This is a genomic window from Sphingobacterium sp. UBA5789, from assembly GCF_002418355.1.
In the GTDB taxonomy this organism is placed as follows: Bacteria; Bacteroidota; Bacteroidia; order Sphingobacteriales; family Sphingobacteriaceae; genus Sphingobacterium.
Map to the genome: position 1 here is coordinate 737,801 of NZ_DIDX01000007.1, position 14,135 is coordinate 751,935.

Genomic DNA, 14,135 nt, shown 5'->3' on the forward strand with positions numbered 1-14,135 from the left:
GAAGGAATACCCTTACAACTAAAATTAATTAAAATCTGCCTGAAGGATTAAAAAGGAGCATCGTCCGGCATATCATTCATACGCGAAGGCATTGTGATACCTCCTCCTCCAAATCCTTCAAATGAAGTAGAAGGATTCATCGCTGATGAAGAAAATGTTGTCGGCTCCGCACCGAAACCACCGGCATCTCCCATACCTGAAAATTCGTCTTCCAGATCGACAAACTTCACGAATTTACCAACGAAACGTAAAGGAACAATACCCGTTTCACCATTACGGTGTTTTGCAATGATAACCTCCCCGACACCAGCCGTAGGACGTCCTTCCTCATCTTCGGTAAGACCATAGTATTCCGGACGATACAGGAAGAGTACCATATCCGCATCCTGCTCAATAGATCCCGATTCACGCAAATCGGAAAGCATTGGACGTTTACTGTTTCCCGGACGGGATTCTACAGCACGGCTCAACTGCGAAAGAGCCAATACCGGTATATTCAATTCCTTAGCAACAGACTTCAATGCCCGTGAGATACTACCAATTTCCTGCTCACGGTTACCTCCACCCTTGCCCTCAGATTTACCATGCATCAGCTGCAGGTAATCGACAATAACCATCTGAATATCGTGTTGCGCTTTCAGACGACGGCATTTGGCACGGAACTCAAATACGTTAAGAGCAGGTGTATCATCGATAATAAGTGGAGCCTCAGTCAGACGCCCGATTCGGGAATGTAACTGTTGCCACTCATGATCCGCAAGGTTACCCTTTTTAAGTTTTTCCTGTTCAATTTCAGTTTCACCGGCAATAAGACGATTCACTAACTGAACCGAAGACATCTCCAGCGAGAATACGGCTACCGGCTTATTATGATCCACGGCAGCATTACGCGCTACAGACAGTACGAAAGCCGTTTTACCCATCGCAGGACGTGCCGCAATAATAACCAGATCCGAAGGCTGCCAGCCCGAAGTCATGCGATCTAAAGCGGTCAGACCGGAAGGAACCCCTGTCAGACCATCAGTTTTATCCCTCAACAATTCTAAAGAAGAAATAGCCTCACGCATAATGTCATCCATTTTACGGGAATCTCTTCTTAAATTGTTTTGGGCAATATCAAACAAACTTTTCTCCGCATGATCCAGAAGATCAAAAATATCAGCCGTCTCATCATAAGAACTATTGATAATTTCTGTCGAAACTTTAATAAGCTCTCTTTGAATATACTTTTGAGATATAATTCGGGCGTGATACTCAATATTGGCGGCAGATACTACACGGTCAGTAAGAGAAGTAATGTAATATGCTCCTCCAACCATTTCCAATGCTCCCATCTTACGTAATTCGGTGATCACTGTCAAAATATCAATGGGCGAAGTTTTCTGAAACAGATTGAAAATAGCTTCAAAAATCTTCTGATGAGCCTCCTTGTAGAACGATTCGGCTTTCAGGATATCAATAATCTCACTCAACGCATTCTTCTCCAGCATCAAAGCACCCAAAACAGCCTCTTCCAGATCAATTGCCTGTGGAGGCAATTTGCCCAACCCACTGACCAGATTATTGAGACGTGTCCGGCGCTCTCCGTAATTTGCCCGCTTATTGCTGTCAAATTTATTGCCTGAAAATTCGTTTTCGTTGCTCATGTTGAGGACCTGCGTTTGTTTGTCGATGATTAAATATTTTGAAATCCTTTGTTGAGAATTTTAGCTACTCTCGCATTGGGGATAACAAAAGTATAAAAAATACTTTTGGTCCAAACAAAGAGTTGTACACAGCCTTAAAAGTTGCCTCAACAATCATACTAAAAACTGTTGATACAGACCGTTTACCGCGACCTAGTTATCAACAGCAAGTGTTGACAAAATGTGAATTACTATTATAACTACTAAATTATCAAATTGTTATGTAAATGTGGATAACTTTAGCGTTTGTTAACAACATAAAATTACACAAACTGATTTCACCTTATTAAAGCACTATATACAGCTAATCTCTGTAGCGATTAACAGTCAATGACTTATAGAATAATAATGAAAAAATATTTCTAAAACAGGACGTCACTAGCTGCAAGATAATATTGTATCTTTGTAAACTATGACAAATGAATCATCCACTTTAAAGCCATATAAAAACGCAGAAGGCGACAAAAAAACACAAGTTGCAGATATGTTCAACAATATATCCAAGACTTACGATTTTCTGAACCATTTTATGTCCTTAGGTATTGATATTATCTGGCGTAAAAAAGCAATCCGCTCTCTCAAATCGATTCAACCCCAACTTATGCTGGATGTAGCAACCGGAACAGGAGATTTTGCATTGGAATCAATTAAGATTCTAAATCCTAAAAAAATCATAGGTGTAGATATTTCGGAAGGAATGCTACAGGTAGCACAGGAAAAGATTACAAACAAAGGTCTGCAGCAGCAATTTGAAGTTCAACTTGGAGATTCAGAAAAACTGATGTTTGAAGACCATACTTTTGATGCAGTAACTGTAGCTTTCGGTGTACGTAACTTTGAAAATCTGGAACAAGGGCTTGCAGATATTTGTCGGGTACTCAAACCGGGAGGAAAAGCGGTTATTCTTGAATTTTCAAATCCTAAATCCTTCCCGATCAAACAGCTGTACAATTTTTATTTCCATAATGTCACACCATTTATAGGCAAATTGTTTTCGAAAGATAGCAGTGCATATTCTTATCTTCCGGAATCAGTCGCTAAGTTTCCCGATGGAAACCGCTTTGCCGCTATTATGAAAGAAGTCGGATTTTCCGAAACAATCATACGTCCTCAGACATTTGGTGTATGTACCATTTATGTTTCTACAAAATGATAAAAAAACTCAGTTTTCTAATTGGTCTGGTTACTTTGCCCTTTTTAGTAAGTGCGCAATCTATCTCATTGCCTTTTTCATCCCGATATGACGAGAATGCTACACTCCTCTTTGGTATACAGTATTCCTATGTCAATTCCCGGTATGTCATGGGATTAAAGAAAGATTGGTCCGGCTATCCGTTAGATTATCCTGAGGGAAATATCAACGAAATAAAAGATCTGAGATCTATCAAATCAGGTGTAGGTCATGGAATGGGTGTAGGCATTCCGATGCATCTGCGAATCACAGATAATCTTTATACTACCCTCAGCCCGACATTTGTATTCATAAACAATTCCAGTATCATTTATACCGGAACAAATGACGATGGGAGTACACAAAAAACACTGACCCGAAGAACCAGACACACTACGCGATCAGAAGGAGGAACAAATTTCAATTCATTTGAATTCCCGTTAAGTCTCAAATTCCGTTCAGATGAGAAAATTCTGAAAAACAAGTTCAACCGATACAGAGGATATATGATTGCGGGAGTAAAATGGACAAAATGGAGTCAGCTAAATGATGATTATGATGCGCTGATGGCCAGTAACCAACAATCTCCTGATCCCATTATCATCAAACCGGATTATCTTTCGTGGGAAGCAGGCATAGGAGCAGATATTTTCTTTACCCACTTTAAAGTGTCTCCTGAAATTAAATTTTCTCAAAGTTTTGGTAATGTACTTGACCTGAACCATCCTCTGTCAGTTAACAACAAATTTATGCGGCCGCTGGACAAAACATTGATCCGCAACGTATACTTTAGTTTGATCTTTCAATAATATTAAAAATGGAAAAAATCGCTTTTATTACAGGGGCCAGTTCCGGAATCGGTGCTGCCTGTGCTGAAGTATTAGCAAAAGAAGGCTATAACCTGCTGCTATGCGCAAGAAGAATAGACAGATTGGAGGAATTAAAACAAAATATTTCCGCTCAATATCCAGACTGTAACATCTATATTTTTAAATTGGATGTCCGAAATGCTGAAGAAGTGCAGTTATCTATTCATAATCTGCCGGAAGAATGGAAAAATATGGATGTCCTGATCAACAATGCAGGACTCAGCCAGGGGCTGGATCCGATCCAGAATGGAGATATAGGTGATTGGGACCGGATGATCGATACAAATATAAAAGGATTGCTCTATGTGACACGTACAGTCGTACCTTTCATGGAATCCCGTAAAAAAGGTCATATTGTCAATCTAGGTTCTATTGCAGGCAAAGAGGTCTATCCAAATGGAAATGTATATTGTGCAACCAAGCATGCAGTAGATGCCCTAAATAAAGCTATGCGAATAGATTTATTAGCTAAAGGCATTAAAGTGACCGGAATAAATCCTGGAATGGTAGAAACCGAATTCTCCGAAGTAAGATTTCACGGAGATACAGATCGGGCTGCTGCTGTCTACAAAGATATCACCCCGCTTTCCGGAAAAGATATAGCAGAAACCATTGCTTTTGTACTTTCACGCCCGGCACATGTCAATATCAATGATCTGCTGATCATGCCTGCCGCACAGGCAACAGGTACTATCGTACACAGAGGAGAAGAATAAATACAAACATTAAATATAAATAATATGGCATTAGAAGAAAAAATAAATCAGGATATCAAAGCTGCTATGATTGCGAAAGACAATGCAAAACTTCGTGGACTTAGAGCAATAAAAGCTGCTATTCTACTCGCCAAAACTGAAAAAGGCGGTAGTGAGGAATTATCTGAAGACACAGAAATCAAAGTACTTCAGAAACTCGTAAAACAACGCAAAGAGTCAGCAGAAATATATAAAACACAAAATCGGGAGGATCTTTATCAGATAGAAGTAGAAGAACAAAACGTCATCGAAGAGTATTTGCCGAAACAACTGGACCGCACTGAAGTAGAATCCATCATCAAACAGATCATTCAGGAAACCGGAGCTTCATCTGTCAAAGATATGGGCAAAGTAATGGGTGCAGCCAATCAGAAGCTTGCAGGTCAGGCAGATGGAAGAACCATTTCCGAAGTTGTAAAAAGTTTACTTTCTTAATATGCTAAAATAGTTCAGATATGACACCAGTCTGGTTTTATAAAACATTTGATGCGCTGTCCGTTAATCAGCTCTATCAGATACTAAAGCTTCGCAATGAAGTTTTTGTCGTTGAGCAAAACTGCCCGTATCTGGATTGTGATAACAAAGATCAAAAATGTGATCACCTGTGGGCTATGATCAACAATGATATCGCAGCCTACGCCAGAATAGTACCTGCAGGCGTGTCTTTTAAAGAAGTATCTATCGGCAGAGTATTATCTAATCCGGCATACAGGAAACAGAAAATTGGCAGAGAGCTGATGCGAAGAGCAGTAGATACAATCATGGATCAATACGGAGCGGTAGATATACGTATAGGTGCGCAACTTTATCTTAAAGCATTCTATGAGAGCTTCGGTTTTAAGCAAGCCTCAGAAGAATATCTGGAAGATGGTATTCCCCACATCGATATGTTACGGAAACCCCAATAAAAAAGAAAAGCGCTTTAAACAAGCGCTTTTCTTTTTTATTTCTTTTTCTTGGGATTTCCATATTCACTATCCCTTTCAAAAGTAGACATGTGCCTTTCTTTCTTAACCGGATAGATATCATCAAGTGTGACCAGAATCCCAGTCTCTTCCACCTCACCGAATTCATCATTACGGGCTGTGCCAAATGATTTCATCGTTGGCGATAAATTCATGTATGTGTTGATGAGAGGAGGAATATTTTCGCCCATGCCTCTCACTTTAGAGTTTAGCAATTTATATCCTTCCTTGTAATCCAGTCCGTCGAACATACCCTCATACTGACTCATATCTGTTTTATAACCGACAGCACGAATAGGTGTCACCAACTTATCCGGATCCGGAAAATAATGCTCCATAAAATAGAGCAACAAATCTCTTGCTTCCACATTATAATGCGGATACATAGTGACCTTCCCAAATAAATATTTGATTTCCGGGTTCAGCATTACCAAAGCGCCGAGTCCGTCCCAAAGATTATCCAATGAAAAGATACCTTTCCGATTATCAATTGCAGGTTGAAAACGCGGCTGCACAAAAGACCGCCCTAGTTCTATTGTATACGGAAGATACTCCGAAATAAATTTTTCCGAAAAATTAAAATAATGAGCCGTTGAAAGATTGATCACGCCATCCTTCCAACTTGCCTCTGAACATTTAATAAGACGATATCCGGCGATGATTTCTTCCTCCTCCGGATTCCAGGCGATCAATTGATCATAACAATCTTCGCTTGTATCATTTTCGTCAATATCAATAGATAAGCCCGTACCTCCGCCCGCTGCTCTGAACGTTACTTCACGTAATCGTCCAATTTCACGCATTACATTCGGCGCATTATGATGATTGATTACATAGACTTCATTATTTCCATTGTTGGTAAAGCGTACAAAAGCCTCCTTTGTAAGTTCAGCCTTTATCAATTCTTTGTCAACAGGAGCAATAATTTCTTGCATAGATTATTTTTTTACCTCAGCCATGTTATAGACCAACTGTTTCACTTCTTCTGCCCACACTTTCTCACTTTTTGATGTATCAAAATGCGTGTAGGGAATTCTTTTTCCGATCTTGATAGTTACACGGTGATTACGTTGGGCAAACATCTCATCCGGAAGATACAACATCTCCAGATTTACTTTCAAACCCAATTTCTGTCTGAGTTGAGCAAAATTATAAAAAAAGTTGGAATTCTTCCCCTCAATATACACAGGAATAATATCCTTTTTATATTTTTTTGCTTTGTTTATAAAACTCTTTTTCCATTCCAGGTCCATGATTTTTCCATTTTGCTTTCTGGAAACCAGCCCGGCAGGAAACACAAGCAAAGCATCTTCGCCTCCATAGGCCCTTTCGATCATCTCTATCCCGTTTTTACCCTGCGTACCCAATTTATTAACCGGAATAAAAAGTGGCTGTAAATTTTTAATATTTAAAAGGATGTCATTAACCAAAAATTTGACATCTCTACGATATCTTCCTACGGCATGCATGAAAGCTACACCGTCCAGTCCGCCCAAAGGATGATTGGAAGCAAAGATCACACTATCCTCCAACGGAATATGCTCCTCCCCTTCCAATACGACTTCTACACCAAGTTCTTTCAGCAAATCATCTACAAAATCCAATCCGTACCGATCCTCAAATTTATTCATGATATAATTGATCTCATCTTCATGAATCACCCTTTCCAGATAACTGATAAACGGAGATGGAATCCATTTTGCCAGTTTAGGACTCTTTTTACGAATTACTTCTCTTACTTCAATAAACTTCTTTTGTTCTTCCTGCTGCATATAGTTGCTATAGTCGATACGCTAATGAAATGTAAAAATAGTGAAAATCCAACGCTCTTTTGTATCGTCACATAAATTTTAAATACCATATAAATACTCTTCTTACTATTTGCATATATTCACATATTGCTTAACTTCGTACAAATACCACGATAAGATTAAACGTTTTCCTTTTTTGAGTGTTTAATATTGAAAAGCAACACGGCATATGTACATCGGTGAAATACTATCTCAAAAATTCTGCGAAGTCAGTCCTTCAGACACTGTTCAGAAGGGTTTAGACAAGATAGGTGAATTTCACCTGTCTCATCTTCCCGTTGTTTCAAATAAAGAATACATCGGAATGATTAGTGAAGATGAACTTCTGAATCATGAAGATGAAACAGATATTATCAAAAACCTCAAACTGAATCTTGCCCCTCTGTATCTTTATGAATATCAGCACGTTTATGATGCAATGCTGTATCTGACAAATTATAAAACAGAGCTGCTACCTATTCTGAATAAAGACAATCGTTATGTGGGCGTAATTACAGCACAAGATGTACTGCAGGCCCTTAACAGTTTACAATCCAATAATGAAACCGGCGCGATAATCGTACTGGAAATAGGAGCTAAAGATAATGCGTTGTCGCATATCGCTCATATTATAGAATCGGATAATGCCAGCATCCTGAGTACCGCAGTAAAAACATTACCAGATTCATCCAAACTTGAATTGACAATAAAAGTCAACAAAACGAATATTTCATCATTAGTGGCCACACTCTGGAGATTTGATTATGTTGTAAAAGCGACATTTAATGATGGTAATGATGAAAATGACATGCAACAGCGGTACGATCTGCTTATGAATTACCTCAATATTTAGTATTAGCGTACTTTTTTCTCATCTTTGAAAAAAATTACAAATAGCAATACTGAATTGCTACAGATATAGTAAGTATGAAAATAGCGATTTACGGAAGAGAATTTAACCTTTCGGTTCTGTCGTATGTACAACAATTGTTTGACTTTTTAAAGAAAAAGGAACTGGAGATATGCATTTATGCAGATTTCTACGATTTTTTAAAAAGTAAATTTGCCTGCCCGGATAATCTAATCACATTTACCAGTCATGAAGATATCCCCAAAGATGTAGCGTTCATGCTGAGTCTTGGCGGAGACGGGACTATGCTCTCAGCGGTTTCTATTATAAAGGATTCAGGTCTTCCTGTTGCAGGTATTAATTTTGGACGCCTTGGTTTTTTAGCCACCATCAACAAAACAGACATCGAAAAAGCACTTGTTCAGATTCTCAATAATGCCTACACGTTGCAAAAACGCGCATTGCTGACCGTAGAGTCTGATGAAGAAAAACTTTTTGAAGGAAAAAACTTCGCATTAAATGATATTACCGTTTTTCGATATGATAGTTCAGCCATGATTACGGTCAATGCCCATATCAACGGTGAACTGCTGAATTCCTATTGGGCAGACGGACTAATTATTGCTACCCCTACGGGCTCTACAGCATATTCGCTAAGCTGTGGTGGTCCGATTATTATGCCCGGAAGTGGCAATTTTGTCGTTACTCCTATATCACCCCATAATCTGAATGTAAGACCGATCGTTATTTCTTCAGATTTTGAGCTGGATCTGGAAATTGAAAGCCGTACCGGAAAATACATCTTAAGCTGTGACTCACAGAGTGTCACCCTTTCTACTACTACAAAACTGAAAATAAAAAAGGCTCCATTCTTTATTAACCTTATCCGGTTAGATAAAGAAGGCTATTTCAGCACCTTAAGAGAAAAGTTGCTGTGGGGAATAGATGTGCGGAATTATTAGGAGTTTATCAGGTATTGCCTTTTGTTTTAATGTATTTTAACAACTTTTTATACAATGCTATTGATTGAAATACATTATCTTTACCGCAAAAAAACTATTTTGCAAAGACTTTTCTATAGCTTATTAGTCCTAATTTGTTTTTTCCCAATTTGTAACCTTTCTGCCCAGCAATGGGAATTAGGTGCCAATCTGGGAACAACAGGATATATGGGGGATATCAACCCCGGCAATCCGCTGTATTTCAGAAGTCTCGGAGGCGGTCTGACCGGCAAATACAACTTTAATCCCACCTGGGGAGTAAAAGGAGGCATCAATTATCTGCATCTGTTCGGATCAGATGCTAATAGCAGTAACGAACGTCAAATTCAGCGGAATCTCGCTTTTCAAAATAAAGTAGTAGAAATTTCGGCAATTGGCGAGTTCAATTTCTTCAGATTTGTTCCCGGCAAAAATAAACTGGCATACACCTCCTATATATTTGCAGGAGTAGCAGCCATCTATCACAACCCGTATGTCAAATTCAGCACAGGAGAAAAATATGATCTCCGCGATCTGCAATTGGAATATGATGCGGCTAATAATCCCGGAAAATACAGTAAATTTGCAATTGCAATACCATTTGGAGCAGGATTTAAATACAATATCAAAGGCCCGTGGAGTGTAGGAGCAGAATTAAATTATCGGGTAGTATTGTCAGATAATATTGATAACGTAAACAGAAACTATGCGACCAGTATGAAAGAAGGGATCGAACAACAGATAGATCCACTTGTCTGGGAAAGTCTCGCAGACAGATCCGGTAACTGGGAAGCAAATAAAGGGAAACTTCGCGGAGATGGTCGTCCGCATGACGCATATATGACTTTTGGTTTGACGGTAACCTATACCTTTATCAGCCAAAAATGTTACTGGTGGTAAGCCAGCACAATTCAATAAAAACATGAATATCAAAGATAAAATTGACCGTAATAATTTGCCTAAGCACGTTGCTATCATTATGGATGGCAATGGAAGATGGGCTAAAGGATTAGGTAAATTAAGAATATTCGGACACCAGAACGGAGTGTCCGCAGTTCGGGAAGCTATGGAGGGAGCTGTAGAATTAGGTATCCCCTACCTCACATTGTATGCTTTTTCTACTGAAAACTGGAACCGGCCAAAATTAGAAGTACTTGCTCTGATGGAATTACTGGTCACTACCCTAAGTAAAGAAATCAAAACATTTCAGGATAACGGAATACGTCTCAATACGATTGGCGATATTGACAAACTACCTAAAAACTGTCGTGCGAAGCTCATAGAATCCATGGAATTAACAGCACAGAATAGCACTTGTGTGCTTACACTCGCTTTGAGCTACAGTTCACAAAAAGAGATCGTCGATGCTACAAAGGAAATCTGCAAACAGGTGATGCAAGGTAACCTTGATATTGATGCTATTGATGAAAAGGTTTTTGCGAATCATTTATATACCAAAAATATGCCTGACCCGGATCTGTTGATCAGAACAAGCGGCGAGCAACGTATCAGCAATTACCTGCTTTGGCAAATTGCTTATTCTGAATTGAGTTTTCTCCCAAAAATGTGGCCAGAATTTACCAGGGAAGATCTTTATGAATGTGTTTATAACTATCAGCAACGGGAAAGACGATTCGGAAAAACAAGTGAACAATTATAATCTTAATTCTTAACTTTGCACGCAAAATACCATTGTTAGATAATAATTTAGCAATATTTTCTTTTAACAAAATTTAACAACAGATTGGTGTACTTTAGCATCGATAAAAATTCATAGATGAAGCGTATAGTATTTTTAATAACTTTTATTTCTTCGGTTTATTCCTATTCTGCCCAAGCGCAAATCACCGGCAATAAACCAATTAATTTAAGTAACCCTGATGAAATTAGTTATTTGACTCCCAGAGATTATGTAATTGGCGGTGTTACAATCACAGGTACACAATACCTGGACAATGATGTATTAATCACCATTTCCAAACTGGTTGTTGGTCAGCATATCGAAGTACCAAGTGATGCTACAGCCAATGTAATTAAAAATTTAATGGCTCAGGGTCTGTTTGATGATGTACAGCTATATGCAGATCGTGTAGACGGAGACAACATCTTCTTCAACATCAGAGTGCAGGAACGTCCGCGTCTGACCCGCATTGATATCAATGGTCTAAGCAAAAGCCAGACAGAAGAAGTTCGGAAACGTCTCAACAGCAACACAGGTAAAATCGTAAATGAGAACCTAATCAATACAACTCGTTTTACCATACAACGCTTCCTGAGAGAAAAAGCTTATTTATATCCTGATATCACGACAAAAACGCTGAAAGATACTGCACAGGTAAACAATGAGATTCTTGTGGTAGACGTGCAGCGCAACAAAAAAGTGAAAGTCCGTAAGATCACTTTTACTGGAAATAAAGAGTTTTCACAACGTGCATTGAGAAAGGCGCTGAAAGGGGTAAAACAAAGAGAATGGTACCGGATCTTCGGACCAGGTAAATTCAAAGATGAAAAATACAAGGAAGCTAAAGAAAAATTAGTAGCCAAATTACATGACAAGGGATACCGTGACGCTGAAATCATCAGTGATTCGGTGAAAAAATTCGATGCCAATGAAGTAACAATTGACATGGAAATCTACGAAGGTCCGAAATACTATGTAGGTAATATCAGCTGGTCTGGTAATTCTAAATATTCAGATTCTGTATTGAATATGATCCTTGGTATTGAAAAGGGAGATGTATTCAGTGAAGAAAAGTTAATAACCAAACTTTCAGGTCCTACACGTAACAGTGATGACATTTCTTCCTTATATATGAATGACGGATACCTGACATTCTCAGTAGATCCTGTTCAGACCAGAGTATATAATGATTCAATTGATCTGGAGATCCGTATGTACGAAGGAGCTCAGTACACGATCAATAATGTAATCGTTAAAGGAAATGATGTAACAAATGACAAAGTTGTCTTACGCTCAATATATACTAAGCCGGGTCAGAAATTCTCAAAAGATCTGATTATGCGAAGTGTACGTGAAATTGCACAGCTTGGTAACTTTGATGAACAGAAAACAAACCCTGTACCAACTAATCTTAACCATGCTGAAGGTACAGTAGATGTGCTTTACAATGTAGCAGAAAAACCTTCCGATCAGGTAGAGCTATCAGGAGGTTATGGAGCTGGACAGATCATTGGTACCTTAGGTTTGACCTTTAATAACTTCTCTACCAGCAATTTCTTTGACAAAAGTTCATGGAAACCATTGCCTCGTGGGGACGGACAAAAATTAAGCCTTCGTGGACAAACGTCAGGTAAACGTTACCAGTCCTATAGTTTCTCATTCTCAGATCCATGGTTAGGTGGTAAAAAGCCTATTTATTTTGGATTAAGTGCCTATACATCTAACTCTTCATATGGTGGATTCAACTACTATACAGGAGAGCAAATGGTAAGGGATTCCGAATTACAACGTATCTGGATGACAGGGGTAACGGCAACATTAGGTAAGCGCCTGGAATGGCCTGATAACTACTTCCAGATCAACACTTCACTGTCTTTCCAACGTTACAAATTACAGAATTACGGTAACTACTTCCTATTCTCAAACGGTACAGCGTACAATATGAACATCACACAGGAAATCAGTCGTAATTCAGTGGATGCCCCTATTTATCCGACTTCAGGTTCAAACATCAAATTCTCTGTTCAGTTGACGCCTCCATACTCTGCATGGAACAACATCAATTACAAAACAGCTCCTCAGGAAGAGAAATACAAATGGACAGAATACCACAAATGGAAATTTGATTCACAGTGGTATATCAAAATTGCAGGTAAACTGGTCCTGAAAACTCAGGCTCAATTCGGATTCTTAGGAAATTACACCAACAAGACAGAGACTTCTACTTTCGAACGTTTCAAACTTGGGGGTGACGGTATGCAAGGATTTGACTTTCTTCAGGGTTCTGAGATTATTGCACTCAGAGGATATGCCAATGGTGTAATTATTCCGGAGAGTACACCTAACAATTTCCAGCAGATTGCCATCAACTCCGGTAGCCCAATCTATACAAAATACCAGATCGAGCTGAGACACCCTGTAATGTTAAATGATCAGGCTACAGTATTCGTAATGGCATTTGCAGAGGCAGGTAACACATGGAACAAATTCAGTGAATTCAATCCATTCAAAGTAAGACGTACTGCCGGTGTGGGTGCACGTATCTTCTTACCTATCTTTGGTATGCTAGGTATTGACTACGGTCATGCATTTGACCCGATCCCTGGATTACCTGAAAGTTCATGGAAACAAAACTTCACGTTTAGTATCATGCAAAATATGGGAGGATTTTAATTCCATTAAACTTTTTGGAATAAATATTGTCCATAACAACAAAGAGAAATGTTTAACGATTTATCTAGATAAAAATGAAAAAAATAATAGCTATTATCGCCTTTTTAACGTTGGCTACGACTGCTACATTTGCTCAACGTTTCGCATATGTGGATTCGGAATATATTCTAAAACATATTCCGGAATATGTTTCCGCACAAAAACAATTGGATGACCTTTCTGTACAATGGCAGGAGCAGGTAGACGCCAAATACGGTGAAATCGAAAAATTGTATAAAGCTTATCAAAACGATCAGGTATTACTTAACGAGGACATGCGTCGCCGTAGAGAAGATGAAATCGTTAAGAAAGAAAAAGAAGCTAAAGAATTTCAGCGTCAGAAATTCGGATATGAAGGTGAGCTTTATCAGCAACGTATCCGTCTGATCAAACCTATTCAGGATCGGGTAGCAAAAGCTATTCAGGATCTTGCCAGTAATCAAGGCTTAGACATCGTATTGGATAAAGGAAATGAAGTGACATTCCTGTATGCAAATCCAAAACTGGATAAAAGTAATGAAGTCATTACTAAATTAGGATTTAAACCAGACGCAGCGCTTGTAAAATAAGTTTTTTTTATTATCATTGCGACGTGCAATTAAAAGGTATCATAGTTTTAAAAAAATAAACAATTATCTTATTCCCACAATTGGATAAGACCAAAGATTAAAATCAAA

14 protein-coding genes are annotated in these 14,135 nt (G+C 38.6%); 11 read left to right on the forward strand and 3 right to left on the reverse strand.

The window, feature by feature from the left end; all coding sequences use genetic code 11:
• Positions 1-47 precede the first annotated feature (47 nt).
• Positions 48-1,646 (reverse strand): replicative DNA helicase, encoded by a 1,599-nt coding sequence (gene dnaB / locus B4B65_RS20615; RefSeq protein WP_201678241.1) that lies wholly within the window; start codon positions 1,644-1,646, stop codon positions 48-50.
• Positions 1,647-2,097: 451 nt separating this feature from the next.
• Between dnaB and ubiE the strand changes: the two genes are divergently transcribed.
• Genes ubiE through B4B65_RS20640 form a run of 5 tightly spaced genes read left to right on the forward strand, consistent with a single transcriptional unit; the run spans position 2,098 to position 5,388 of the window.
• Entirely contained in the window at positions 2,098-2,838 is a 741-nt protein-coding gene (gene ubiE, locus B4B65_RS20620) for a bifunctional demethylmenaquinone methyltransferase/2-methoxy-6-polyprenyl-1,4-benzoquinol methylase UbiE (protein WP_293918472.1), read from the forward strand.
• The gene (locus B4B65_RS20625) at positions 2,835-3,665 is read left to right on the forward strand and encodes a PorT (RefSeq protein WP_201678239.1); all 831 of its coding nucleotides are present in this window, start codon (positions 2,835-2,837) and stop codon (positions 3,663-3,665) included. Before ubiE ends, B4B65_RS20625 begins: the two co-directional genes overlap by 4 nt.
• A gap of 8 nt (positions 3,666-3,673) precedes the next feature.
• The gene (locus B4B65_RS20630) at positions 3,674-4,441 is read left to right on the forward strand and encodes an SDR family oxidoreductase (RefSeq protein ID WP_293918475.1); all 768 of its coding nucleotides are present in this window, start codon (positions 3,674-3,676) and stop codon (positions 4,439-4,441) included.
• A gap of 24 nt (positions 4,442-4,465) precedes the next feature.
• Positions 4,466-4,915 carry a GatB/YqeY domain-containing protein gene (locus tag B4B65_RS20635; protein ID WP_201678237.1) on the forward strand — a complete coding sequence of 150 codons (450 nt, stop codon included), beginning with the start codon at positions 4,466-4,468 and terminating at the stop codon, positions 4,913-4,915.
• A gap of 20 nt (positions 4,916-4,935) precedes the next feature.
• Positions 4,936-5,388, forward strand: a complete 453-nt coding sequence (locus B4B65_RS20640; RefSeq protein ID WP_201678236.1) for a GNAT family N-acetyltransferase — start codon at positions 4,936-4,938, stop codon at positions 5,386-5,388.
• Between the two features lie 35 nt (positions 5,389-5,423).
• Here the strand turns inward: B4B65_RS20640 and B4B65_RS20645 are convergent, their stop codons facing one another.
• Positions 5,424-6,380 (reverse strand): GNAT family N-acetyltransferase, encoded by a 957-nt coding sequence (locus B4B65_RS20645; protein WP_201678235.1) that lies wholly within the window; start codon positions 6,378-6,380, stop codon positions 5,424-5,426.
• Positions 6,381-6,383: 3 nt separating this feature from the next.
• Positions 6,384-7,217: a 1-acyl-sn-glycerol-3-phosphate acyltransferase gene (locus B4B65_RS20650; protein ID WP_201678234.1), complete on the reverse strand. Its 834-nt coding sequence runs from the start codon at positions 7,215-7,217 to the stop codon at positions 6,384-6,386.
• A 208-nt stretch (positions 7,218-7,425) separates the two neighbouring features.
• Here B4B65_RS20650 and B4B65_RS20655 point away from each other — a divergent pair, with 208 nt between their 5' ends.
• The 6 genes from B4B65_RS20655 (at position 7,426) to B4B65_RS20680 (ending at position 14,027) form a co-directional block, all read left to right on the forward strand.
• Positions 7,426-8,088, forward strand: coding sequence for a CBS domain-containing protein (locus B4B65_RS20655; RefSeq protein ID WP_293918479.1), 663 nt, complete (start codon positions 7,426-7,428; stop codon positions 8,086-8,088).
• Positions 8,089-8,162: 74 nt separating this feature from the next.
• Positions 8,163-9,047, forward strand: coding sequence for an NAD kinase (locus B4B65_RS20660; protein WP_293918481.1), 885 nt, complete (start codon positions 8,163-8,165; stop codon positions 9,045-9,047).
• A 54-nt stretch (positions 9,048-9,101) separates the two neighbouring features.
• On the forward strand, positions 9,102-9,965 hold the full coding sequence (locus B4B65_RS20665; protein ID WP_293918483.1) for a DUF6089 family protein: 864 nt from the start codon (positions 9,102-9,104) through the stop codon (positions 9,963-9,965).
• A gap of 22 nt (positions 9,966-9,987) precedes the next feature.
• On the forward strand, positions 9,988-10,725 hold the full coding sequence (locus B4B65_RS20670) for an isoprenyl transferase (RefSeq protein WP_293918485.1): 738 nt from the start codon (positions 9,988-9,990) through the stop codon (positions 10,723-10,725).
• A 117-nt stretch (positions 10,726-10,842) separates the two neighbouring features.
• Positions 10,843-13,419, forward strand: coding sequence for an outer membrane protein assembly factor BamA (bamA, locus tag B4B65_RS20675; RefSeq protein WP_293918487.1), 2,577 nt, complete (start codon positions 10,843-10,845; stop codon positions 13,417-13,419).
• 74 nt (positions 13,420-13,493) lie between these two features.
• A complete protein-coding gene (locus B4B65_RS20680; RefSeq protein WP_201678228.1) occupies positions 13,494-14,027 on the forward strand; it encodes an OmpH family outer membrane protein in 534 nt (177 codons plus the stop codon).
• Positions 14,028-14,135: the final 108 nt, after the last annotated feature.

Excerpts from the sequence above, each read along its gene's own strand:
- B4B65_RS20640 (WP_201678236.1), top strand. The coding sequence starts at position 4,936 with ATGACACCAGTCTGGTTTTATAAAACATTTGATGCGCTGTCCGTTAAT.
- bamA (WP_293918487.1), top strand. The coding sequence starts at position 10,843 with ATGAAGCGTATAGTATTTTTAATAACTTTTATTTCTTCGGTTTATTCC.
- B4B65_RS20670 (WP_293918485.1), top strand. The coding sequence starts at position 9,988 with ATGAATATCAAAGATAAAATTGACCGTAATAATTTGCCTAAGCACGTT.
- B4B65_RS20655 (WP_293918479.1), top strand. The coding sequence starts at position 7,426 with ATGTACATCGGTGAAATACTATCTCAAAAATTCTGCGAAGTCAGTCCT.
- dnaB (WP_201678241.1), bottom strand. The coding sequence starts at position 1,646 with ATGAGCAACGAAAACGAATTTTCAGGCAATAAATTTGACAGCAATAAG.
- B4B65_RS20680 (WP_201678228.1), top strand. The coding sequence starts at position 13,494 with ATGAAAAAAATAATAGCTATTATCGCCTTTTTAACGTTGGCTACGACT.
- B4B65_RS20660 (WP_293918481.1), top strand. The coding sequence starts at position 8,163 with ATGAAAATAGCGATTTACGGAAGAGAATTTAACCTTTCGGTTCTGTCG.
- B4B65_RS20665 (WP_293918483.1), top strand. The coding sequence starts at position 9,102 with ATGCTATTGATTGAAATACATTATCTTTACCGCAAAAAAACTATTTTG.
- ubiE (WP_293918472.1), top strand. The coding sequence starts at position 2,098 with ATGACAAATGAATCATCCACTTTAAAGCCATATAAAAACGCAGAAGGC.
- B4B65_RS20625 (WP_201678239.1), top strand. The coding sequence starts at position 2,835 with ATGATAAAAAAACTCAGTTTTCTAATTGGTCTGGTTACTTTGCCCTTT.
- B4B65_RS20635 (WP_201678237.1), top strand. The coding sequence starts at position 4,466 with ATGGCATTAGAAGAAAAAATAAATCAGGATATCAAAGCTGCTATGATT.
- B4B65_RS20630 (WP_293918475.1), top strand. The coding sequence starts at position 3,674 with ATGGAAAAAATCGCTTTTATTACAGGGGCCAGTTCCGGAATCGGTGCT.
- B4B65_RS20645 (WP_201678235.1), bottom strand. The coding sequence starts at position 6,380 with ATGCAAGAAATTATTGCTCCTGTTGACAAAGAATTGATAAAGGCTGAA.
- B4B65_RS20650 (WP_201678234.1), bottom strand. The coding sequence starts at position 7,217 with ATGCAGCAGGAAGAACAAAAGAAGTTTATTGAAGTAAGAGAAGTAATT.